Source organism: Natrinema zhouii (genome assembly GCF_013456555.2).
In the GTDB taxonomy this organism is placed as follows: domain Archaea; phylum Halobacteriota; class Halobacteria; order Halobacteriales; family Natrialbaceae; genus Natrinema; species Natrinema zhouii.
In genome coordinates this window covers 827,152-848,253 of sequence record NZ_CP059154.1, presented here as the reverse complement: position 1 = coordinate 848,253, position 21,102 = coordinate 827,152, and the positions used below count along the sequence as shown (strand labels likewise).

Sequence of the window (21,102 nt, the reverse complement as noted above, 5' to 3'; positions counted from 1 at the left end):
TAGCAATCCGTGGGCATGTGAAGACTATCACTCCTCAAGAGACCCAGTGGACTCGAGATAGTCACGAACCTCAATGACGAACTGACGATACCGCTCGAGGTCCTGCAGTGCGTTGTAGACCACATCGTGATTGATGATGTCGCCGTAGGTGTGTGCTAGAACGTTCTGAAACTGAGCACCCTGAGCCATTTCCTCGGCTGTCGAATCGGACAGGATACCAAGCTTCCCGAGAGCCCGCATCGATTCCGGATTACTCCTCGGTGGCGAGCCACGCTCGTGCTTGACCAGTTCCTCACCGATGTCGATGGCTGTCTCGGTCATCTTCACGAACCGCCGCTCGACGATATCACGACTGTCCGAATCAGTGCGGTGCGTTCGCGGCTCAGCGATTGCTTCCGAGCGAAGATACCCAGACTCGCTTCGATCGTATCGACGGCGTTCAGAATTCGGTTGAGTCGGTCAGCAGAAACGGTCTCCTCAGTCATCGATCTCGAGTCTCGTTCCCAGTGACGAAGCTTGTCCTGCTATCAAATATCAAAAGTGGGAAGCTATCGATCTATTTCAGAAGAAGGATCCTCGCCAGACATATCCCGGAACTCCTGAATGAGTTGTCCAGTTTCAGCGTACCACCGGTTGAGCATTCGTTGGAGGTTATCCGCTATCTCGTCCGGGTCGGAGACTCGATACACGTGATGATAGCCTCCCTTCGGACAGGTTTCTTGTTCTTGCACAGCAATTCCAGCTTCCTCGAGCCGCTTGACTGAACGGTACGCGGTGGTCCGCTCTTTTTCGATGAATTTCGCAATATGATCTACGGTAAGGGGCTCAGAGGATTCTGCTAGCAGTCTAAAGACACCTCTGTCGAGCTTATTCAGCCCAAACATACAGTCAAGAAGATCTTCCCACTCCCGTTCGCTCTGGAGTTGCTTTTGTATGGCATCTGGCATTGTTATCGAGGATTGGTACTGCTCCCCCATAAGGTTTGCAATATTAGTGCAACCTTCTCACAGGCTCAAAATGGTTGTCGAGCAGTTGATTAGACCCAGTCGAATCCATTTGATGAAGAAATCTGCCCATTCGGGCCGTACTATTGCTCTCTAATCCGTTTGGTGGTTTTCGTCTCCGTGAGCGACAGCCTTATGACTGGCATCCTCATTGCAGTAGATATGCAAACAACTGGTGGAAGTGATTTGGAGTATGACGTTCTCATCATCGGGGGCGGGCCTGCGGGCTTGAGTGCAGCTCTCCAGTTGGGGCGCTCGCTCCGCAGCGTCTTGGTCTGCGATAACGGCGAACCCCGTAATGGTCCAGCAACTGAAGCCCATGGTTACCTGACGAGGGACAGCATCCCACCGGAGGAACTTCGCCGTCTCGGTCGTGAGGAAGTTATGAAATATGGAGGCGAGTTCCGCGACACGAAAGTAATGAATGTCAGTAGGGACACCAACGGATTCACCAGTTCCTTGGATTCCGGCGAGACCGTCACGAGTCGGAAGGTCGTACTAGCGACTGGTGTCAGGGACGACCTTCCTGATACCGACGGGTTCGAGGAGTTCTGGGGGAGTGGCGTGCATCACTGTCCCTACTGTCATGGCTACGAAGTTCGTGGTGAACCCCTCGGCGTGATGGTCACGAACCAACACATGGTCGACTACGCGAAGCTCATCTACAACCTGAGTGAGGACCTCGTCGTATTCACCGATGGGCAGGACGTCTTCGATGATGAATCACGGTCGATGTTTGTCGAACGAGGAATCGAAATCAAAGACGAACCGATTACCGCACTCACCGGCTCCGATGGAGATCTCGAAAGCATCTCTCTCGCGGATGGCCGCGATATAGCTCGCCACGCTCTGTTCTACCCACCGCCGATGGAGCAACACAGCGAGCTTCCAGAACGACTCGGTCTCGAAGTGAATCAGGCTGGACTCGTCGATGCAACGCGCTCCCAGCGTGGAATCGGATTTACATCGGTCGGGGGGCTGTTCATTGCTGGCGACGCCTCTAGTGGTGCTCCTCCGTCCATCCCGTCCGCTGTCGCCGATGGATACGCAGTCGGCACGACCGTGAATATGGAACTGTCCAAAGAAGACTTCGAACGGGGGTGGCAATAATGGACGAACCCCTCGAGGATCTCGCCAATCGCTTCTCGCAGATCGCCGATCAGTACGACGACAAACACGGCAGTGAAGAGAAGCCGGTCTACAACGCATGCGCCACACTCGTTATCGAACACGCCGACCCTCGTCCCGATGACGTCGTTCTCGATCTCGGAACGGGGACAGGCTTAATCGCGCTCGCGTTGGCCGAGGATGCCGGCCACGTCGTCGGTCGCGATATCAGTGACGGAATGATCGAGCAGGCGCGGTCGAAGGCTGCCGACAGCGGTCTCGAGAACGTGGAGTTCGGCTACGGCGAGTTCCGCGACCCGCACTACGACGGCGAAGTAGACATCGTGGTCTCGAATTTCGCCCTGCATCATCTCCCCAACGAGAAAAAGCGCGAGGCTATCGAGGCCATTGCCAACCTCGGCCCGCGTCGGTTCGTCCTCGGTGATGCAATGTTCTTCGGGTCGTCCGACCCTGAAGAACCGCTATTCGACCACGGGGTCGATGCGGCTACCGTCGGGATGCTCGTGGACGTACTCACTGACGTAGGATTCGTCGTCACGGCAGCTGAGCGCGTGCATGATCAGGTGGGTGTCCTTGTCGCAGAAAGGCTCGGTGACGATGTGGAACGAGATACCGTCTCCACGGAGTCGGCGATTGACAGAGGAGCACATGAGTGAAGAAATGACCACCGATGAGTCGAGTGGGATCGGACTCGAGCGTCTCGTCACTGACCTTGAGGCGGATCCACGAAAAATTGGTTCTCGTGTGGTATCAATAGTCAGTGTTCCACTTCGCGATCGTTGAGTGCCTCGAGAAGGACAGTTCGATGGGTTCGAAGTGTTGTTGCCGATATACCAGCGACATCGGCAATCACTCGTTGCGTAAGCTGCTGTCCGAGTTCTTGTGCTGCGATATAGAGACACGCCGCAGCGACTCCGTGAGGGTGTCGGCCGATCGTGATTCTGGTTTTCTCTGCTAAATCAGCTACCTCGAGCGCTCGATATCGCACTTCGTTTGGAACCTCGAGCGTCGTTGCAAGTCGAGGCAGAACGTTCTGCGGACGTGGGACGGGTATCGGTAACTCGAGTTCGGTGTTCATTGCGGTGTATGCACACTCCAGTTGTCCTCGGGAACACCGAGCGGCGCTACTGATCTCGTCACGTGCGATCTCGGGACGTCGTACTACCGGTCCAACCCGTCACGTCGCTGTTGCTCGAGTACCTGCCGAACACGCTCGAACTCGCGCTGGCGGCGATCGTCATCTCGTTGCTGCTTGCCGTCCCGACGGGCGTTTTGAGTGCCGTTTACCAGGACACTTGGATCGACCGCACCAGCCAGTTCGCCGCGCTAATCGGCGTCTCGATGCCGAACTTCTGGCTCGGGTACGTGCTGATCCTCGTGTGTTCGCTCTGGCTCGGGCTGACGCCGGTCTCCGGCAGCGGCACGCTCGCCCATCTCATGTTCCCCGCGATCACCCTCGGCACCGGCATGGCTACGCGACGGGCAACCTCTTCATCCCGTTCGAACCGTCCCCGAAAGGCGAGCGGAGCGTACAAGGGATCCGGGACGTAATTAACGGATTCAAGATAGTCTTGATATCGCGAATCACGACTCAGGCGAAGACGGGGATTGTGACGAGCCGAAGGGAGCCCGGCGTCGTCGCCGCGGCGGCAGCGAGTGTCACATACCTTCTCTCGAGTGGGGCAGTGCTATTGTTTCGGCTCAGCGGACGGCCGCGTCCGCCGACGAAACGAGGAGAAAACGCAGACGGAGCGGAGTTAGATATCCCGCCGTCGGAAGAGGAACTGGCTGACGAGCAGCAAGACCACGAAGAGCGCAAGTAGGATTCCGGTGTTGGCGAGGTTGTACGTGCCGTCGATGAGAACAGGTGTCGGCTCGTAGTAGTACGTCGGGCTGATGTACTGAATCCACTCGAAATCGCTCGCGCCACCGACAACCGACTCCACGAGGAAGAGCGCGAATACGAGGCCGATCGCGGCTCGCTCTGCGACGGCGGTTCGATCGACGAGTACCGAGCAGACCACGCCGATCCCCGCACAGACGAGCAGGTACGGAATCGACAGCAGGTGAACCAACGCGAGATTCACCGGATCGATCGTCTCGCCGACCGCCAGCACCAGCACGTAGGTGACGACGCCAATGACGACGTTGAGCGTGACGAGAGGCAGCAGTAGCGAAGCGACCTTCTCGACGAGCAGCCGTGACCGGGAGACCGGGAACGAGAGCAACAGATCCATTCGCTCTCGCTCGACGTCCTTCGCGACGAGTCCAGCAGCCGTGTACGCGAAGTACAGTCCCAGCGCGAGCAGCCACACGAAGTTGTAGATCTGTGAGCCGAGGAAGCCCTCGATCGTCGCCATCGTCTCGATGCCGAACGCATCCATCAACGCGGGCGGCATCGATTCGAGCATCTGATCGTAATCGACGCCCTCCAGGACGGTGAAGTACCAGACGATAAACGCCACGTAGAGGCTCAGTGCGACCGTCAGAACCGCCGTTCCTCGAACGCGACGGATCGCCTCGTACCGGGTGGTCTCAAACATTGGACTTAACCTCCTGACCGGACGGCTCCGGCTCGTCCGTCCCGTAGTAGTGCATGAAGACGTCCTCGAGCGGCGGCTCGCTGATCTCCACCTCGCGGACGTCGTGGGATGCAAGCTCGCGGAGCAGCATGTTGTAGTCACCGGTGTAGATGAACTGAACGCCGTCGGCGAACGTGCTCACGTTGATGACGCCGTCGAGGGTCGCAAGCCCCGTACTGGTCCCGTCGGCCGTCTGGACGCGAACACGCTTGCCGCCCTGATCGAGCAGCGTCTCGACGTCCTCGAGGCCGACGAGCCGCCCCTCGCGGAGAATGCCGACGCGGTCGCAGATGCGCCGAACCTCGCTCAGCACGTGTGACGAAAAGAAAACCGTCGTTCCGCGCTCGCGTTCTTCCCTGATGAACTCGTTGAACGCCTCCTGTTTGAGCGGGTCGAGCCCCGACGTCGGCTCGTCCATGATGACGAGGTCGGGATCGTGCATGAACGCCTGAACGATCCCGAGCATTCGCTCGTTCCCGGTCGAGTACTCCCTGATCGGGCGCTCGACGGGCGGCGTGAAAATCTCGAGGAGTTCATCCCGGCGTCCGTCGCCCTTGACCGACGCGTGATAGTCGAGGACCCGCTTGCCGGTCACGTCCTCGTCGAATCCGAGGTGAGCCGGCAGGTAACCGATCCGGCGTTTCGCCTCGAGCAGCGCGGCTTCGTCTCGAACGTCGGCCCCGAGCACGGTCGCGGTTCCCGAGGTGGGTGAGAGCAGTCCGAGTAGCGTACGAATCGTCGTCGTCTTCCCGGCTCCGTTCGGTCCTAAAAACCCGAACACCTCCCCCTCTTCGACGGTGAACGAGAGGGAATCGGCACCGAGGACGCTCCCGTAGTCCTTCGTCAGATCGGTCACTTCGATGACTGCCATATCTTTACCTTGACTCCATGAATAGATATCTTTTGCGGTCATGAAGTCATGACCGATGACCGAGTTAGTTATCAAGTTTCAGCGCTAAAACTGGCCATGCACGGCTTTAGCGACGAAGAGCGGGATCGAATCCGGGAAGAACTCCTAGAGGTCGGACGCGAGAAGGTCCTCGCGTTCGGATTGAAGAAGACGAACGTCGCGGACATCACCGAGCCCATTGGAATCGCCAAAAGTTCGTTCTACCTGTTTTTCGACTCGAAAGCCGAACTCTACCTCGAGATCATGCGACACGAGGTCGACGAGTTCACCGAGAACCTCGATAACGAACTCGACGGCGTCGACGACCCGCGCGAGGGGTTCGAACGGTTGTGCTGGTGCTACAAGGCGTTCGTCGAAAATAATCCGCTCGTCCAACAGCTGTTCCGCGAAGATGACTACCGGATGTTTCGCGATACCGTTCCACCGGAGCGACTCGCGGAGATCGAACAGGAGGGCGTCGCCGAAATCGTTCCGTACATCGAATTCTTTCAAGAGCGCAGCGACGGGTTGCTCGCGGAACGCGATCCGGTGACGATTCTCGGATTGGTCGGAATGATCGAACTGCTAGCTCTCCACAGGGAGGATTACGAAGAGTACGACGAGGACTACTACGAGCAAGTTCAGGAACTGCTAATCACGACGCTCGCTAGGGGATTGACGGCCGACTGAACGACCGAGTGGTCGACGGATGGACCGTTACCCCGGCGTAGCGTGAAGCCCGCTACTGCTCGTGGCGAAAGAGGAACACGGTGAGCGGTCAGAATATGGCGACAAGCACCGCGGACATGAGGAGCCCGATACCGATCTCACCGGCCGTCGCGCTCCCGTGTACCAGCCCGCGCATCGCCGTGACGAGGCGAGAGATTTCGGATGTAGTATCTCACGGTTTCCCGCTTCAGATCCTATATGTTGGCGGTGGACATTCATCTCACTCGTTGTCGGCCCGCCCGTGGGCACGGGTGCAATGCTGTGGCTGCGGTCGCTCCCCGAGGCCAACCGACTGGTAAATGGGTAGGGATAATCCGGACCACTCCCATGCTCTCCAGACTAACCGACGAGACTGTCTCTTACGGATGGGGTGTCGACCTGACGTCTTTCGTCGTTAACGGCGTGGTTTCGCCACCTTGGCCCTATATATGCACAAATAACTAAAAGTCAAGCTATGTAATATGGGGGTCGTAGATACTCTGGTAAATAGCGTCACACAAGTAATAACCGAGTTACTTGGCTTCGGATTACTCGTCGGTGGCACTCAGCAGGCCGCTTTCGGTAGTGAGACGATTGGAACGATTGTGGTTCTCATCGGAATAGTCTTACTGGTATTTGCCTCCAGACTGTGAATCGATTCTTCTGCCGGCACTGTCTAGTTTAGCACCTCCGCTGGCGTGCATCAGTTGATTGACTAGTACTGCCGTTGAGTGTTATAGTAGTGTACGGTCTTCTCAATCTATTCTCTGACGCTCGCCCGACTGGCCATCCACAAGTTATGGAAGCGGTTGACATGCATTTGAGGGTGTGAAATCACTTTTCGATATGGTTTTCGGTCGATATAGTCGAGCTGACTGCTCAACTCTAATCGAGAGAGTGCAGTCAGATAGCCGTAGTCACCAACGAGAAGCACAGTGTCGGAGCGATCGTGTTTCTCGGTCAATTTATGCAGAACGCAGCGGCTGGGTCGGTGTCTTGTCGTCCGAAGACTGCGACATCGAGAATCAGCCGTGAGTCGAGTTTTATTGCAACATATACACAAGGCCATTTGCCGCTGGTCTTAGCAGTATTCTTATCAATAGCAACCCGCGACGGCTTCGCCGTCCTCAGAACGCGAAGCGTTCTGATGGGCCGCACGAAATCTTCGCTCTTGTGAACGTCGGCGGATCTGATACGCTGTCAGCCAGCCGATGTACCCAGTTCCAGATTGCGTGATGAGAGCGTTCAACGCCGAGCAAGCGAAGAATTGCTTGTGTCTCTCGAAGCCGAACAACCGGTCGCGGGGAGATGGACGCCGAACGCCCTGACGGGCGTCTCCGTCTGCTCCGTTCCCAAGGATAATCAAATTCCGCCGCATAGCACTCGCTGAGCAGGTCTGCGAGCATTGGTCCAAACTAGCTCTACGACCTGCTCACTTCTCAAACCACGCTAACTATACGACCCCTATGCCTTATTATTTGCATTAAATACCTCGTATAATTTGAAACTACTGTAGTTCATCCACAAGTATAACGACGGCCTTGCCAGAAGTCAATGTCCTCACGGTTGATCGATTGGACACATCGCGAACAGTCCGGTTTTCGTCCCGAATTCCGCTACGAAATCAACTCTTCCGAATGGCTATTGTTCTCGTTGCCGGCGTTGATCGCGCCGGTATTCAACGTCTCGCCCCTCGATCTCGAGGGGTCTGTGGTGAGTATAGGAAGCGGCATTCGAGACTATCTATCGGCATCGACGGCCCATTCTGGGCGTCCTCCAGTAGCGTTCACGGCGAACGGTCGAATACTCAAGGCCGGGATCGTTACGGTCGAACTGAAAGAAAACATCTCGAGGACCCGGCGAAAAGCCGGACGCAGAGGGCGTTTTCCGTCTACACCGAATCGAAGGTCCAGAGCTGGTTGTCGCCGCCATGCCAATCGTACTGCTGGACGTTGGCGCCGTCTTCGGTCGACGAGTCCGCGATGTTGATCGCCTTCTCGCTGTGAACCGGCTGAACGTGGTACTCGCCGCTGCCCTGGTCGTGCAGATAGAAGCGTTGGTTGTCACCGCTGCCGTCCGAGTACTGCTGGACGTTGGCGCCGTCCTCGGTGGAGGAGTTCGCGACATCAAGCACTTTGCCGCTGTTGACGTTCTCGATGCGGTAGACGCCGTTGCCGGTGTCCTCGACGTTCCACTGCTGGTTCGACCCCCCGCCGTAGGAGTACTGCTGGACGTTGGCGCCATCCTCGGTGGAGGAGTTCGCGACGTCGAACACCTTGCCGCTGTTGACGTTGGTAATTCGGTAGGTGCCGGTCGCGACGGAGCCGGTGGAACCGCCGCTGTCGCCGCCGTCGTCTCCGCCACCGCCTCCACCGCCACCGCCGGAGCTTCCGACCGTGACGCTGGCGCTCCCGCTGCTCTGGTAGCCCTCGGTCGCCAGGATCTGGTAGTCGTGGCTACCCATGTTCATGCCGTTGCTCTCCCACGCGTCGAAGTGGTTACCGGCGGTGATGGTCCCGCTCGACCGCGTGTTCTGGCGGACGCTCCAGTACTGCGGGAACGTCGCCTCGCCCTCGATGGAGGGCTTGTTCTCGCGCAGGGACTCGTAGATGTCGTAGGTACCGCCATCGGTGTTGACCGTGCCCTTGTAGTCGTGCTCGGGCCGGTAGCTTCCGTGGTTCTCGATGACGTAGTACTCCACCAGCGGATCCGTCGTCCACCCGTACAGGCACAGATACGAGTTGCCGGACGGGTTGTAGTTGGCCGAGTAGTCCACGGTCCTGCGCGCGCCGGTCTCCCAGCCCTTGCCGCAGACGAAGTTGCCCGTGTCGTTCCACTCGACGCTGTAGTCACCGCCGGATTCCAGCGTCATGGTGACCGTCCCCTCGGAGTCGGTCCAGAACGAGTAGTAGTACCCGTCGTGGGTACCGGTCTCGTTCGAAGTGACGTCCCGGGCGGCGGCGGCCGGGGACGCCACGGCTCCAACGCCGAGGCCAGCTACTGCGGTGGCCGAGACCGCTTTCATGTAATTGCGCCGGTCGATCTCGCGCAGGCCGCTGTCTTCCTCGCCGACCACTTCGGTCTCGTTCGGCCCGTTGGCGTCCGTCGAGTCCTCGAGTGCTTCGATATCGTTCAGTTCGTCCGTCAGTACTCCCGTGTCGCGTGTATCGTCGTTCGTCATCGTTCTGTGGTGATCGTTATGTAGTCACGTTGTTATTCGAGCCGATTCTCCTCGATTTTCGACGGTCCAGGTCGGCATCCTACCCGTCGTTAGCTGGTTCATCAGCAGTCGATCTACCGCATTTCGTTATTCATGGTAATTTGATACCACGACCCATAGTATATGGTTATTAGTAATAAAAGCTATCCAACTACACATATAGTAAATATAACCTGTATCGTCGGTGTCTAACGACCGACGCCAGGCGATTCGCGTCCGATCAGGAGACCGTACAGGTGTACGCGACGCAGACGCACGCCTTGCGCGTCAGGCCCGAACGGTTACTCGTCGGGTTCGAGCGGGCCAAACTAACGCACGCGAATCGGCGACACCTCAGAAGTCGAGATTGCCCCGTCTACGTTCGGCTACTCTGTTCCCGGCCAGGGACACGTCCTCGAAGCGGGAGAGTACCGGTTCTACGTCGGCGATCGAACCGAACTGACGACCGATTCGCCGGGATCGAATTTTCCGTTTCCACTCGAACAGGGACCTGTCTCACGTTTTTCGAGAAAATCCATCTGTTATGTAATACTGAACAAAGTGCGGTGGGGTCTCATAATAACGTCCGGTACATTACATCCATATGGCTGTAAGAATAGGAATCGATAAAAGACATCTCCAGTGAGATTGAGGCCTATGTTCGCTGAAGACCAGTTATACGACGGAAAGGTGTCTGAATACCAAGCCATCGCCGGTAGTCGACCTCAATGGTTATCGTTCATCAATCATGGATAGGTGACCATGTCTTGGGACAGCGGGTGCAGTGTCGTACGGGAGACCCCAAACCGGACATCTCCACTCACCGAATCTGACAAGCGCCGACCGAAACCGGCGGCCCGTCAAGGACAGGCGTCCTGCGTATTGACCGTTGCGACGATTGATGCCGTTTCGCTTCCGTCGCTCGTGGAGGTGTGTCACATAGAATTGAATACTCACTCGAGCACTCATTTCATTCGTGGCCTGCCGTACCGAATTCATGTAACTCTCTCAGTGCGGTGTGGAATCAGACACCACGTTATATTACACCTATATGAATGTAATTCACTGGCCCAGAGTTTCGAACAGCCGAATCGACGACTCATCTGCGGTGGCCCTCTACCCATCGATCGTTTCGAGGCTGAAGGGGTCTGCTACGCATCGTATGTGAAAAGTAACGGTGGCAATAACTATGGGGAATTCCGATTGGAACAGCGATCCTAACGAACGTAACGATTGCAGTACCAGGAACGGGAACGGCGAATCGATACGAGTTCCGTATCCCGAATTACTTGCTGTATGTTTATATACCCAATCGGGGTACGGACGGTGGATGGCGACCTCGCGACGGATGCGATTCGTCCACAGCCAACTCGCGTGGATGGTAGCGACGGTGCTCGTCCTCTCGCTGCTCGGTTCGCTCTCGTACGAGTTCTTTTTCGTCCTCTCACTGCTCGGACTGCTCGTCGTCACCGAGCTCACGGCACCGGTCAACGTGACGCCGGAGTGGCGGGTCCGCCTGCGGTGGCTCACACTACTCGGGTTGGTCGGGTTCGCCGCCCTCACACTCCATCGAATCATGGGGCTGCTCCCGCCAGAGGTGATCCCGTGGTGACCGACGCTCGAGCGGCGTTCGTCTGGTTTCCTGCCGGTGTCACACGACTATCGACGCGATCGGGGTTGATCCCGTGACTTGGCACGCCGGCGTCCTGAAAGACGGGGAGGTCGTCTGGCCTCGCGCGTTGCTGGTCGCGCTCGCCGTGGCGACCGTCGTCGCGCTGGGCGTCCTCGCGGCCACGTCCGCGGCGGCGTTCAGTCCGTACAATCCCTCGTGGGACGGGACGACCGACCTCAGCGATTCGCTCGAGGACGATCCCGCCGTCGAGAGCGAACTCGTCCGGGACGCGGCCAGGTACGAGGCGTTCGCGAACGAGTCCGCCGCCAACGGAACCGTCGCGTTCGTCGTCGCGCCGGACGAACCGTACGCGGACGAGGACGCGGCGCGGATCAGGGAGTATGTCGAGAGCGGAGGCACGCTTGTCGTCCTCGAGAGCTTCGGTGAGAACGGCAACTCGCTGCTCGCGGACGTCGGTGCCGATGCCCGTGTGGACGGGAGACTGGTGCGCGACGAGTACAACCACGACGGCGGGCCAGCGATGCCGGTCGCGACCGGCGTCGAGAACCACTCGATGACCACCGGCGTCGACCGGTTGACGCTCAACTACGCGACGGCGGTCGAGCCGGGTTCGGAGAACACGACGGTACTCGCCGAAACGAGTAACGTCTCCTACCTCACAGAAGACGACGAGCGTCTCGGACAGGAGGCCGAACTCGGTTCGTACCCGGTCGCGACCGTCGAAAACGTCAGCAGCGGGGAGGTCGTCGTGATTGGAGATCCGAGCATCGTGATCAACTCGATGTATACCCGCTCGGACAACGAGCGGTTCGTCCGTGAACTGTACGAGGGCAACGATCGCGTCCTGCTGGACGTCTCGCACGTTTCCGATATTCCGCCGCTGGCTGCGGCGGTCCTGACGGTCCGTTCCGTCCGACCCCTTCAGGCGCTGATCGGGGCCGGCGGCATCGCTGCGATCGCGGCGCTGTCCAGCCAACGCGTTCGCTCGATTGGAGCCCGCGTCCGGCGACTGGGCTCGGGCGACCGCTCCGGGGACGCTCCTCGAGAGCGACACCGTTCGGACTCGCTCCTGTCCGACGAAGAGCGGGTGGCGATCCTCCGACAGCGCCATCCCGATTGGGATGACGATCAGATTCGGCGCGTGATAGGGGGCAGGAACCGCGACGATAGCGACTGACCGAGTCACCACCAACCCATGACACGACGAATGAACGAAAACGATCCACGATCCGACGACGCTAGTCCAGTCGATCCGGCGACGATTCACGACGCACTGTGCGCGGAGATCGACCGCGTCCTCGTCGGCAACGACGACGCGGTCGAACTACTCACGATCGCCATGTTGACGCGAGGACACCTCCTCCTCGAGGGGGTCCCCGGCGTGGCGAAGACGACGCTCGCGGACCTCTTCGTGCGAGCAAGCGGGCTTGAGCACAACCGCGTCCAGATGACGCCGGACATCCTCCCAGCGGACATTACGGGGACGGAGATCTACCGCGAGAACAAGGAGACGTTCGAACTCCAGCGCGGCCCGGTCTTCGCGAACGTGATCGTCGCCGACGAGATCAACCGCGCGACGCCGAAGACCCAGAGCGCCCTGCTCGAGGCCATGCAGGAGCGCCACGTCACTATCGGCGGGAAGACGCTCGAACTGCCGACGCCGTTCATGGTGATCGCGACGCAGAACCCGATCGAGATGGAAGGGGTCTTCGAACTGCCGGAGGCCCAACGCGATCGATTCCAGTTGAAACACCGAATGGAGCTCCCCGACGAAGACGACGAACTGAAACTCGTCGATCGCTTCGATGACGAGCCGACGCTCGGACCGGGCGCGGTCGAGCAGGTCGTCAGCCGCGAGGACCTCCTCGCGGCTCGCGAGCGTACCGCGTCCGTCCACGTCGCCGCACCCGTCAAGGAGTATCTCGTCGATCTCGTCGGCGCGACGCGGGATCACCCCGACGTCGCTCACGGTGCCTCGCCGCGGGCGACGCTCGCGTACCTCGACGTCTCGAAAGCGCGGGCCGCGATCCACGGCCGCGAGTACGTCATTCCCGACGACGTGAAAGCGCTAGCCGAACCGACGCTGATCCATCGGCTCGTGCTGTCCGCCGACGCCGAACTCGGTGACGTCACCGCGGACGACGTCATCGCGGACATCCTCGAGTCGGTCGATGTTCCGGTGATCGACAATGCAAACAAACAGAAAGCGGTCAGCGACGGCCGTGATGGCGTCGACAGTTCTGAGCAACCGTAACCCGCGCTGCATCGCGGGTCGGATCGCGAGTATCGATTAGTATTCGGACCGTGTTCACTCCGTTCTCTCGTCCGCTCGGTCCCAGCGGCAGGTGATCAGCCACTCGTCGGGCGTCTCGCCCGCGTCGATCGCGAGTTCGATCGGCTGATCGAGGGCCTCGGCGACGCCGACCGCGAGAAACGAGGCGACGGGATGGTCGACTCTGTCGACGTCGCCGAACGCGCTCGAGTCGATCGCGACCGTGAGGCGACCGTCGTCAGCGTCGACCGCCGGCTCCGCGCGCCGCGCGAGCTCGAACTGTTCGACGACCGCGTCGGCGAGAGCCGTCGCGGCGGCCGACGGCTCGGCCGGAAGCGGCTCGCCGAGCGTGCGCTCGAACTCGGCGAAGAGTCGCCCACCGGTCGGCTCGAGGACGAGCCCCCGCTCGGCCGCTTGGGTGACGATCGGCCCCGATCGGTCGTCGGGAAGTTCGTATTCCGCTCGCTGTGGGACGAACATCCGGACGGACGCGCCGTCGCTCCCTGGGAGATAGAGGCGCTCGTCGCGGAGGGCGAGGTCGTCGATCAGGGCCGCCGCGTTCGTCGCGGCGGCGGCGTAGACGCACTCGCCGACGTCGGCGGCGACGAATCGCCCGGGGGTGAGATACGCGGTGAGTATCCCGCCGAACAGACCGGTGCCGCCGAGGGCAAACAGTACCTCCCGCCCGTCGGGGAACAGGAAACCGCCGACGACGGCGAGCGCGCCGACGACGGCGAGCCACCGCGCGGTGCGGCGGTACGTCGCCCGGGTGGCGCGGGCGTACTCGTCCCGGAGCCGAGCGTTCTCCTCGGCGAGGAGTTCGGCTCTGGCGGCCAGCTCGGCTCGATCCTGAGACGACTGCACAGCGGTGTCGTCGGTCGGCGAGGACTGGGAGTCGGTTCGATCGGGATCGTCGGTTGTCATGCTCATCGTTCAGTGTCTGTGTCGGACGTCGTTCCGTCTGGCACTGACCGCTCGCCGTCGGTCATGCCGAAGGTCGTCGATTCGTCGGTCGTCCGCCGGTGTGACTCGCCGCGATCGATCGCTCCTCGCTCGAGGACGACGACGAGCCCGTACCGGTGGAGCCCGTACATGCCGCCGGCTACTGCGGCGAGCAGCGCGGCGGCGGCCACCCACAGCGGTTGTCCCGCCGGACCCAACGCGAGTCGGGCGAGCCCGGCGAGCGCACCGGCGCTGGCGAGCGCGGTCGCGACGTACCGGATCGGCACTGTCGCCGCCGTTCGGGGGGCCGACGCGAGCACGAGCGCCACGAACCCCGCCTCGACGATCGCGAACGACATCGGATCGATCGCGGCGGGAACGCAGACGACGAGCGCGACGTGGCCGAGTGCCACCGCGTACGGCGGCCCGAGCGCGTACCAGACGGCGGCGGTCGCGACGCCACCGATCAGCCCCGGCCATCCGGCGACGACCCAGAACGCCCCGACGAGCGCTGCAAGCGCGACGATCGCCGGCGCGTCGAGTTCGGTCGCCCGGCCGCCGACGGTGGCCCGAACGCTCGCGTCCGTCTCGCGGGTTCCGGCCGACTCGGCGGCCACGGTCGGCTGCTCACTCACCGGCGACCACCTCGATCGCGCGCCGCTTCGAGGACAGTTCCGAGTCGATCGGCGGGTCCGACCTCGAACGCCCTGACGCCCTCGAGTCGGCTGAGGTCACGGCGGAGCGACTCGAACTCCCGGTAGCGCTCGTAGGCCTGCTCGATATCGTCGAGTCCGCCGGGCTCGTAGAGGACGCTCGGCGCGAGAAATACCATGACGTCACTGTCGTTCCGTCTGGCCAGCGAGGCCGTTTCGCGGACCTCGGCCGGATCGGCATCGTCGGTGAAGACGATCGTCCGCGTCGCGGACAGGGACGACGTCAGCGACGTCCGGACCGCGTCGGAGAGCGGGCGGTCTCGAGCCCGGCGGCGATCGCGCCGCGATTCCGCGTAGAACGGGCGAAGCGTCTCGGCGAACGGATCGGTGTCGCCCTCGAGGTCCCGGACCGAGTGACGGGCCGTCCGTCGCGTCGGGCCGCCGTGGATCGAGGGGGAAGGGCCGGCGTCTTCCCGCGACGCTCGAGGCGTCTCGGAGCGCCCGCCGTCGGTTGCCTGCGATCGCATACGGGCGGCCGAGGCCTGCGGTGACGACGCCGCGGGCGTCGGCTCGATGTCGAGGAGTTCCCGCCGGATCGTCGCGTACGCCTCTGCCGTCGCGGCCGGCTCGAGATCGATCGTCACGCCGCGATCGCCCACACAGCGGAGCCCGAGCGGATCGTTGCGGTCGCGGGCGCTCTCGGCCGTCGCGAGCATCACTTCGCGGAGGTAGTCAAGTTTCGTCTCCGCCGGCGGGCCGGACGCGAGGGGCCGTCGGTGGTCGACCACGAGGAGCGTCCGGCGGGTCGTCTCGGTCTCGTACTCGCGGACGTACGGCGTCGCGAGCCGCGCGGTCGCTTTCCAGTCGATCTGCTTGGCCGCGTCGCCAGGAACGTGTTCTCGGAGTTCGGACGGCTCGAGGCCGCGGCCCGATCGCCGTAGCGCGTGCTCGCCGTACACGCTCGTGAGCCGATCGCCGCCCTCGCCGACGTGGATCGCCTGCGGCCCTCGAGACTCGACCGAGACCGTCGGCGAACCGCCCGCGGCGAACGTCTCGCGGAAGCGGCCGTCGGTCGCGGTTACCCGCGCTGGATCGAACGTGTGAGTCCCCACGACGGGCCAACTCGCGACCGCGGTCCGCTCCGCACCGGTCGCCTCCGGTTCGACGGAGACGGTCGTCGCGTCACCGTCGGCCGTCTTCGTCGCCGTCGGTAGTCCCGCGTCGACATCGAGATGCAGCGGGGCCGGGTCTTCGAGCGTCGCGGCGAGCGTCACCGGAACCGATTCGTCGGTGCGGACGCTCGAGGACGGCATCGACCGGGTGACAGAGAGCCCTCGCCGCGTCCGCTCGAGGGCGGCGAGAAACGCGGACTGGGCTGCGAGGAGCCACGCGCCGATCAGCACCACACCGGCCAAGAGGAGGGGACGCTCGAGGACGACCGCGAGCGCGGCCAGAAAGCCGGCGAGAGAGACACAACCCCACAGGTGACGTGTCACGCGCATATTGGTCGTCCCACCGGAATGGGTTTGAAGGTACTGGTCATCGGCGATTGGTGCAATTCCATACCGTGGCGTCGTGTGATCGTTGGACGCGTGTCGCGCGCGAACCGACCGTCACTCGTCGTCGCGCTGCTCGCTGAGGTGCTTCCAGATTTCGACGCATCCCGCACCGTCCCGCAAATCGCTGACCAGTTCGTCGTCCGCCTCGTCGGCTTGGTCGGTCGGTTCGGTCTCCTCCTTCGTATCGCTCGTGTCGGCCATACGAACCGATCTTGAGTCACCGGTGGTAATAAGTTTGCACTATTGGACCCTGATACTTTCACGAGATTGGAACGGTGAAACGGCGTAACTATCCGGTAGACACCGCCTATTTGATTGTTCTCGGTGCTTACCAATAGATACACTTTTGGCCCCGCTTGGAACACTAATGATAGCATCATGTCAGTACTGCTCACCGGAGGAGACGGCTATCTCGGATGGCCGACGGCAGTTCGGATCGCATCTCGGACCGACGACCACGTCGTCCTCGTAGACAACTTCGCGCGACGGGGCTGGGTCGAGACCGTCGGCTCGACAAGCGCCACTCCCGTGGCGTCCATGGACGACCGCCTCGAGGCGCTCGAAGAGGTCCACGGCGTCCGGAACCTCTCGTTCGTCGAGGGCGACCTCACCGACGGCGACTTCGTCGACCAGTTGCTCCGCGTCCACGAGCCTGAGACGATCGTCCACACCGCGGCACAGCCCTCCGCACCATACTCGCAGATCGGCCGCGAGCGAGCAAACTACACCCAGCACAACAATCTCCAGTCGACACGGAACCTCCTCTGGTCGCTTCACGAAAACGGCCTCGAGGACACGCACTTCGTCGAGACCACGACGACCGGCGTCTACGGAGCCCCCTCGTTCACCGTCCCCGAAGGCGGCGCGACGATGGAGAATCAGGGCGAGCGCGACGACGTCCCGTTCCCCGCGATGGCCGGGAGCTGGTACCACCTGACGAAATCTCACGACGCGGCGAACATGCGGCTGGCCCACGAGCAGTTCGGAATACCCGTTTCCGATGTTCGGACGGCGATTACGTACGGCACCGATACGACGGAGACGGCCGCGGATCCCCGGCTCGGGACACGGTTCGACTTCGACTACTACTTCGGCGTCGTCGCTCACCGGTTCTGTGCACAGGCCGTCGCCGGCTATCCCATGACCGTCTACGGCCGCGGCCAGCAGCGCAAGCCCTTCATCGCGCTCGAAGACGCCGTCGAGGGACTGGCCCGGCTCGCGCTGTCCGATCCGGACGACCGGCCCGACAACCACACCGTCTACAATCAGGTCACCCGCGCGATCAGCATCGTCGAAGTCGCGGAAACGATCGCCGACGTGGCCAACGAATACGGGCTCGGCGTCGAAGTCGAACACTTCGAGAACCCCCGTGAAGAGGACGAGACACACGAGATGGAGATCGAAAACGACCGGTACGACGCCTTGATCGGCGGCCAATCGGTAACGTTCGAGGAAAGCGTCCGCTCGATCATCGAGACGCTGCTCGAGAACGAGTCGACCATTGTCGCCCACGAGGACCGGTTCCTTCCCGACATACTGAGCGAGGGCTGACCCATGCGGGTACTGGTCACCGGCGGCTGTGGGTACATCGGAAGCGCGCTCGTCCGTCGCCTCTCGGAGAACGAGGCGGTGTCCGACATCGTCGTTCTCGACTCGCTCGCGACCGGTTCGCCGCGCTCGCTGCTGGGCGTGGTCGACGGCCTCGAGTTCCGGCAAGGCGACGTTCGGGACGAGGACGATGTCGGGAGTGCGATGTGCGGTGTCGACCGCGTGATTCACCTCGCATCGATCACCGGCGCTACGAGCACGCACGGCCGACCCGAGGAGACGCGTGACGTTATCGTCGGCGGCACCGAGACCGTCGCGGCAGCGGCCGGAGAGGCGGGCGTCGACTCGGTCGTGTTCGCCTCCTCGTGTAACAGCTACGGCCGCGCGGCGAGTACGAACCTCGATGAGACGACGACACCGGCCCCGCTCAATCCATACGGGGAGGCGAAAGTCGAGGCCGAACGGGTGGTCCGCGAGGCGGCGGCCGAGCACGGCTTCTCGGCGACGTCGCTGCGAATGAGTACGAACTACGGCTACGCGCCCGGCATTCGGTTCAACCTCGTCGTCAATCACTTCGTCTTTCGGGGCCTAACCGGCCGACCACTGACGGTCTACAGTGACGGCGAGAACTGGCGGCCGTTCATCCACGTCCAGGACGCCGCCCGAGCGTACGAACACGCGGCAGTATTCCCCGAGCGATGGCCGCAAGACCTGTACAACGTCGGACGCACCGAGCAAAACTTCCGTATCGGGGATATCGTCCGCATCGTCAGGCGGGAACTCGACTGCGACCTCGAGATCGTCTATCTTGAGGGCGAACAGCCGAGGCCGTCCTACCACGTCGAGTTCGACCGGCTCTCGGAGACCGGGTTCGAGCCGGAGTGGACGCTGCGAGAGGGCATCCGTTCGCTGGCCGACCGGTTCTCCCGATCGAGGGAGGTCGGACGGGCAGTGGCGGCGTCGCCGCGGCAACCGGTCTCGGACGGTGAGTACCGATGAGCGCGGCCGACACCGGACCGACCGGCGTCGACGCCTTCCCCGTGGAGACGACGCGGACCCGCGACATCCTCGGCTGGGACTCGACACACACGGTCGAAGACACGATCCGAAAGCAGCTCAGACGGGACCCATGATTCCGGTTCTATTCGACCCGCTCGACGCAGCGTTGCTCGTGCTCACCGTCGGGATCCTCTACTGGGGATTCGACCGGTACCGCCGCCGATTCGAGCGGAGCGACCTCCTGATCGCAGTCGCGCTCGCAAGCGGCGTGCTGTCGTTCGTGTTCGTCCCCGAAACATTCGACGTCGTCGGGGGCGTCCTCGACATCGAGCGGCGATACATCGTCGTCTTGCTGCTCGCGAACGTCGTCCTGCTCGGGTTCGTCTTCCACGTGTTGAGTCTCGCCCGACGCGCCAACGACGAGGTATCGGCGCTGACGCGATCGCTGTCCGTCGATCAGGCCCCGACGACCGACGGCGGCGTCGAAACGGTGTTCGTCGTGATCCCCGCGTACAACGAGGGCGACACCATCAGCACCGTCGTTTCGTCGCTGCCGGACTCGGTCCGCGGCTACGAGGTCCAACCGCTGGTCGTATCGGACGGTTCTGCCGACGAGACCGCCGCCAACGCCGCGGAAAACGGCGCAATGGTCGTCGAACACCCGATCAATCAGGGACAGGGAGGGGCCCTGAAAACGGGGTTCGAGATCGCGCTCGAGAACGATGCGGCCATCGTCGTCACTCTCGACGGTGACGGACAGCATCCGCCGGACGAACTCGAGCGACTCGTCGCACCGATCGTCGACGCCGAGGCCGATTACGTCATGGGGTCGCGCTATCTCGGCGTCGATCGCTCCGGAAACGGGGTCGTCCGTCGGACCGGTATCCGGTTTTTCACCGGCGTGATCAACGTCCTGATGAACACCGGGATCACCGACTGTACGAATGGCTACCGCGCGATCCGCGGCTCGATGCTCGAGCGGCTCACGCTGACCGAAGAGCGATTCAACGCGCCCGAACTGATCATCGAAGCGCGGAAGAACGGCCTCCGACTCGAGGAGATCCCGATCCGGATCGAGGATCGGAAAGACGGCGACACGAAGAAACCCAAGTTGGGCTTTGCGATCGGCCTGACGCGCATCATCTTCGTCGCGTGGCTGCGATGACACCGCACTGCTCCGCCGATCTCGACCGGCGGGTACCGGTCCAGCGCCCGCGGCCGCAGCGAACACCCCTTCGGATACCATGAGAGTAAACGAAACGCGCAAACGAAACGTGGAAAAGACGTTCGAACGCTGTATCGAAGACTACGTCAGGGACGCGTCCGTCCTCGACATCGGCTGTGTCGCACACGACTCCGACAAACGCCACGACGAGGCGTGGTTACACGAACTCGTCGTTCGGACGGCCGACGACGCGGTCGGCGTCGACATCCTTGAGGACGAACTCGAGGTACTCGACGACGCCGGCTACGATGTCGTTCATGGCGACGCACAGGCACTCGCGCTCGAGAAGACGTTCGACGTGATCGTTATCGGCGAACTAATCGAGCACCTCGTCGACTTCGATGGGCTGTTGCAATCGATCGACGACCACCTTGCCGAGAGCGGCAAGCTCGTCATTACGACGCCGAACGCGATGGCGGTCCACTGGGTCGCGCTACGCCTGCTGGACCAGGAGTTCGTCAACACCGATCACACGTGCTGGTTCGACGCGACCACGCTGACCCAGCTACTCGAGCGATACGGCTTCGAGCCGACCGAGGTCACGTACGTCGGTGACTGTCGACTCACGCCCGAGGATCCGCTGCAGGCCGGCGGCTGGCTGTGCGAGCGCCTCCTGCCCGACCGCGTCGGGAAGAGCACGCTCGCCGTTGTCGCCACCCGCAGCGGCGAGTAACCGGCCGCTTCGGAGAACCGATCGCCGACGGTAGCCGATTCCACTCGTTTTCGGCCGTGTATTTCACACCTGTCCGTTCTCGAACGGT

22 protein-coding genes and 2 pseudogenes are annotated in these 21,102 nt (G+C 61.7%); 12 read left to right on the top strand and 12 right to left on the bottom strand.

Annotated features, from left to right (window positions below):
• Nucleotides 1-27 precede the first annotated feature (27 nt).
• The 3 genes from hepT to HYG81_RS22795 form a co-directional block, all read right to left on the bottom strand.
• Nucleotides 28-345 (bottom strand): type VII toxin-antitoxin system HepT family RNase toxin, encoded by a 318-nt coding sequence (hepT, locus tag HYG81_RS22805; RefSeq protein WP_425607543.1) that lies wholly within the window; start codon nucleotides 343-345, stop codon nucleotides 28-30.
• Nucleotides 324-485: a hypothetical protein gene (locus tag HYG81_RS22800; protein ID WP_226777515.1), complete on the bottom strand. Its 162-nt coding sequence runs from the start codon at nucleotides 483-485 to the stop codon at nucleotides 324-326. The genes hepT and HYG81_RS22800 overlap by 22 nt, the downstream gene beginning before the upstream one ends.
• 63 nt (nucleotides 486-548) lie before the next feature.
• A complete protein-coding gene (locus HYG81_RS22795) occupies nucleotides 549-947 on the bottom strand; it encodes a helix-turn-helix domain-containing protein (RefSeq protein ID WP_180841972.1) in 399 nt (132 codons plus the stop codon).
• Between the two features lie 162 nt (nucleotides 948-1,109).
• Here HYG81_RS22795 and HYG81_RS22790 point away from each other — a divergent pair, with 162 nt between their 5' ends.
• Together HYG81_RS22790 and HYG81_RS22785 are read left to right on the top strand one after the other, a co-directional pair.
• Nucleotides 1,110-2,114, top strand: coding sequence for an NAD(P)/FAD-dependent oxidoreductase (locus tag HYG81_RS22790; protein ID WP_226777538.1), 1,005 nt, complete (start codon nucleotides 1,110-1,112; stop codon nucleotides 2,112-2,114).
• Entirely contained in the window at nucleotides 2,114-2,788 is a 675-nt protein-coding gene (locus tag HYG81_RS22785) for a class I SAM-dependent methyltransferase (protein WP_180841970.1), read from the top strand. Before HYG81_RS22790 ends, HYG81_RS22785 begins: the two co-directional genes overlap by 1 nt.
• Before the next feature lie 101 nt (nucleotides 2,789-2,889).
• Here the strand turns inward: HYG81_RS22785 and HYG81_RS22780 are convergent, their stop codons facing one another.
• Nucleotides 2,890-3,210 (bottom strand): transcription initiation factor IIB family protein, encoded by a 321-nt coding sequence (locus HYG81_RS22780; RefSeq protein ID WP_180841969.1) that lies wholly within the window; start codon nucleotides 3,208-3,210, stop codon nucleotides 2,890-2,892.
• A gap of 48 nt (nucleotides 3,211-3,258) precedes the next feature.
• Here HYG81_RS22780 and HYG81_RS22775 point away from each other — a divergent pair.
• A pseudogene (locus HYG81_RS22775) lies at nucleotides 3,259-3,605 on the top strand (ABC transporter permease subunit); the annotation flags it as partial.
• Between the two features lie 284 nt (nucleotides 3,606-3,889).
• Here the strand turns inward: HYG81_RS22775 and HYG81_RS22770 are convergent.
• Together HYG81_RS22770 and HYG81_RS22765 are read right to left on the bottom strand one after the other, a co-directional pair.
• Nucleotides 3,890-4,675, bottom strand: coding sequence for an ABC transporter permease subunit (locus tag HYG81_RS22770; protein WP_180841968.1), 786 nt, complete (start codon nucleotides 4,673-4,675; stop codon nucleotides 3,890-3,892).
• Entirely contained in the window at nucleotides 4,668-5,585 is a 918-nt protein-coding gene (locus HYG81_RS22765) for an ABC transporter ATP-binding protein (RefSeq protein WP_180841967.1), read from the bottom strand. Before HYG81_RS22765 ends, HYG81_RS22770 begins: the two co-directional genes overlap by 8 nt.
• 96 nt (nucleotides 5,586-5,681) lie before the next feature.
• On the opposite strand from HYG81_RS22765, the gene HYG81_RS22760 reads away from it, so the two are divergent.
• Nucleotides 5,682-6,293, top strand: coding sequence for a TetR/AcrR family transcriptional regulator (locus HYG81_RS22760; RefSeq protein WP_180841966.1), 612 nt, complete (start codon nucleotides 5,682-5,684; stop codon nucleotides 6,291-6,293).
• A gap of 781 nt (nucleotides 6,294-7,074) precedes the next feature.
• Here the strand turns inward: HYG81_RS22760 and HYG81_RS22755 are convergent.
• Together HYG81_RS22755 and HYG81_RS45525 are read right to left on the bottom strand one after the other, a co-directional pair.
• Nucleotides 7,075-7,717, bottom strand: a pseudogene (locus HYG81_RS22755) (transposase domain-containing protein); the annotation flags it as partial.
• 485 nt (nucleotides 7,718-8,202) lie between these two features.
• Nucleotides 8,203-9,492 carry a glycoside hydrolase family 11 protein gene (locus tag HYG81_RS45525; protein ID WP_180841965.1) on the bottom strand — a complete coding sequence of 430 codons (1,290 nt, stop codon included), beginning with the start codon at nucleotides 9,490-9,492 and terminating at the stop codon, nucleotides 8,203-8,205.
• A gap of 1,348 nt (nucleotides 9,493-10,840) precedes the next feature.
• Between HYG81_RS45525 and HYG81_RS22740 the strand changes: the two genes are divergently transcribed.
• From HYG81_RS22740 to HYG81_RS22730, 3 genes are all read left to right on the top strand, one after another.
• Nucleotides 10,841-11,122: a DUF8044 family membrane protein gene (locus tag HYG81_RS22740; protein ID WP_180841964.1), complete on the top strand. Its 282-nt coding sequence runs from the start codon at nucleotides 10,841-10,843 to the stop codon at nucleotides 11,120-11,122.
• 73 nt (nucleotides 11,123-11,195) lie between these two features.
• Nucleotides 11,196-12,320 carry a DUF4350 domain-containing protein gene (locus HYG81_RS22735; RefSeq protein ID WP_180841963.1) on the top strand — a complete coding sequence of 375 codons (1,125 nt, stop codon included), beginning with the start codon at nucleotides 11,196-11,198 and terminating at the stop codon, nucleotides 12,318-12,320.
• A gap of 30 nt (nucleotides 12,321-12,350) precedes the next feature.
• Nucleotides 12,351-13,397, top strand: a complete 1,047-nt coding sequence (locus HYG81_RS22730; protein WP_180842961.1) for an AAA family ATPase — start codon at nucleotides 12,351-12,353, stop codon at nucleotides 13,395-13,397.
• A 54-nt stretch (nucleotides 13,398-13,451) separates the two neighbouring features.
• On the opposite strand, the gene HYG81_RS22725 is transcribed toward HYG81_RS22730, so the two are convergent.
• The 4 genes from HYG81_RS22725 to HYG81_RS22710 form a co-directional block, all read right to left on the bottom strand.
• Complete coding sequence (locus HYG81_RS22725) at nucleotides 13,452-14,345, bottom strand: DUF7982 domain-containing protein (protein ID WP_180841962.1); 894 nt, start codon at nucleotides 14,343-14,345, stop codon at nucleotides 13,452-13,454.
• Entirely contained in the window at nucleotides 14,342-14,992 is a 651-nt protein-coding gene (locus tag HYG81_RS22720; RefSeq protein ID WP_180841961.1) for a DUF8163 family membrane protein, read from the bottom strand. The genes HYG81_RS22725 and HYG81_RS22720 overlap by 4 nt, the downstream gene beginning before the upstream one ends.
• Complete coding sequence (locus HYG81_RS22715; protein WP_180841960.1) at nucleotides 14,989-16,512, bottom strand: DUF58 domain-containing protein; 1,524 nt, start codon at nucleotides 16,510-16,512, stop codon at nucleotides 14,989-14,991. Before HYG81_RS22715 ends, HYG81_RS22720 begins: the two co-directional genes overlap by 4 nt.
• Before the next feature lie 111 nt (nucleotides 16,513-16,623).
• Nucleotides 16,624-16,770 (bottom strand): hypothetical protein, encoded by a 147-nt coding sequence (locus HYG81_RS22710; protein ID WP_180841959.1) that lies wholly within the window; start codon nucleotides 16,768-16,770, stop codon nucleotides 16,624-16,626.
• A 177-nt stretch (nucleotides 16,771-16,947) separates the two neighbouring features.
• Between HYG81_RS22710 and HYG81_RS22705 the strand changes: the two genes are divergently transcribed.
• The 5 genes from HYG81_RS22705 to HYG81_RS22685 all read left to right on the top strand — a co-directional run bounded on the left by HYG81_RS22705 (nucleotide 16,948) and on the right by HYG81_RS22685 (nucleotide 21,014).
• On the top strand, nucleotides 16,948-18,120 hold the full coding sequence (locus tag HYG81_RS22705; protein WP_180841958.1) for an NAD-dependent epimerase/dehydratase family protein: 1,173 nt from the start codon (nucleotides 16,948-16,950) through the stop codon (nucleotides 18,118-18,120).
• Nucleotides 18,121-18,123: 3 nt separating this feature from the next.
• Nucleotides 18,124-19,116, top strand: a complete 993-nt coding sequence (locus HYG81_RS22700; RefSeq protein ID WP_180841957.1) for an NAD-dependent epimerase/dehydratase family protein — start codon at nucleotides 18,124-18,126, stop codon at nucleotides 19,114-19,116.
• Complete coding sequence (locus HYG81_RS22695) at nucleotides 19,113-19,250, top strand: hypothetical protein (RefSeq protein ID WP_226376021.1); 138 nt, start codon at nucleotides 19,113-19,115, stop codon at nucleotides 19,248-19,250. Before HYG81_RS22700 ends, HYG81_RS22695 begins: the two co-directional genes overlap by 4 nt.
• Nucleotides 19,247-20,281, top strand: a complete 1,035-nt coding sequence (locus HYG81_RS22690) for a glycosyltransferase family 2 protein (protein ID WP_180841956.1) — start codon at nucleotides 19,247-19,249, stop codon at nucleotides 20,279-20,281. Before HYG81_RS22695 ends, HYG81_RS22690 begins: the two co-directional genes overlap by 4 nt.
• Before the next feature lie 109 nt (nucleotides 20,282-20,390).
• The gene (locus tag HYG81_RS22685; protein WP_233289908.1) at nucleotides 20,391-21,014 is read left to right on the top strand and encodes a class I SAM-dependent methyltransferase; all 624 of its coding nucleotides are present in this window, start codon (nucleotides 20,391-20,393) and stop codon (nucleotides 21,012-21,014) included.
• Nucleotides 21,015-21,102 lie beyond the last annotated feature (88 nt).

Excerpts from the sequence above, each read along its gene's own strand:
- HYG81_RS22725 (WP_180841962.1), bottom strand. The coding sequence starts at position 14,345 with ATGAGCATGACAACCGACGATCCCGATCGAACCGACTCCCAGTCCTCG.
- HYG81_RS22690 (WP_180841956.1), top strand. The coding sequence starts at position 19,247 with ATGATTCCGGTTCTATTCGACCCGCTCGACGCAGCGTTGCTCGTGCTC.
- HYG81_RS22765 (WP_180841967.1), bottom strand. The coding sequence starts at position 5,585 with ATGGCAGTCATCGAAGTGACCGATCTGACGAAGGACTACGGGAGCGTC.
- HYG81_RS22785 (WP_180841970.1), top strand. The coding sequence starts at position 2,114 with ATGGACGAACCCCTCGAGGATCTCGCCAATCGCTTCTCGCAGATCGCC.
- HYG81_RS22700 (WP_180841957.1), top strand. The coding sequence starts at position 18,124 with ATGCGGGTACTGGTCACCGGCGGCTGTGGGTACATCGGAAGCGCGCTC.
- HYG81_RS22760 (WP_180841966.1), top strand. The coding sequence starts at position 5,682 with ATGCACGGCTTTAGCGACGAAGAGCGGGATCGAATCCGGGAAGAACTC.
- HYG81_RS22770 (WP_180841968.1), bottom strand. The coding sequence starts at position 4,675 with ATGTTTGAGACCACCCGGTACGAGGCGATCCGTCGCGTTCGAGGAACG.
- HYG81_RS22795 (WP_180841972.1), bottom strand. The coding sequence starts at position 947 with ATGCCAGATGCCATACAAAAGCAACTCCAGAGCGAACGGGAGTGGGAA.
- HYG81_RS22780 (WP_180841969.1), bottom strand. The coding sequence starts at position 3,210 with ATGAACACCGAACTCGAGTTACCGATACCCGTCCCACGTCCGCAGAAC.
- HYG81_RS22730 (WP_180842961.1), top strand. The coding sequence starts at position 12,351 with ATGAACGAAAACGATCCACGATCCGACGACGCTAGTCCAGTCGATCCG.
- HYG81_RS22710 (WP_180841959.1), bottom strand. The coding sequence starts at position 16,770 with ATGGCCGACACGAGCGATACGAAGGAGGAGACCGAACCGACCGACCAA.
- HYG81_RS22695 (WP_226376021.1), top strand. The coding sequence starts at position 19,113 with ATGAGCGCGGCCGACACCGGACCGACCGGCGTCGACGCCTTCCCCGTG.
- HYG81_RS22740 (WP_180841964.1), top strand. The coding sequence starts at position 10,841 with ATGGCGACCTCGCGACGGATGCGATTCGTCCACAGCCAACTCGCGTGG.
- HYG81_RS22715 (WP_180841960.1), bottom strand. The coding sequence starts at position 16,512 with ATGCGCGTGACACGTCACCTGTGGGGTTGTGTCTCTCTCGCCGGCTTT.
- HYG81_RS22800 (WP_226777515.1), bottom strand. The coding sequence starts at position 485 with ATGACTGAGGAGACCGTTTCTGCTGACCGACTCAACCGAATTCTGAAC.
- HYG81_RS22705 (WP_180841958.1), top strand. The coding sequence starts at position 16,948 with ATGTCAGTACTGCTCACCGGAGGAGACGGCTATCTCGGATGGCCGACG.
- HYG81_RS45525 (WP_180841965.1), bottom strand. The coding sequence starts at position 9,492 with ATGACGAACGACGATACACGCGACACGGGAGTACTGACGGACGAACTG.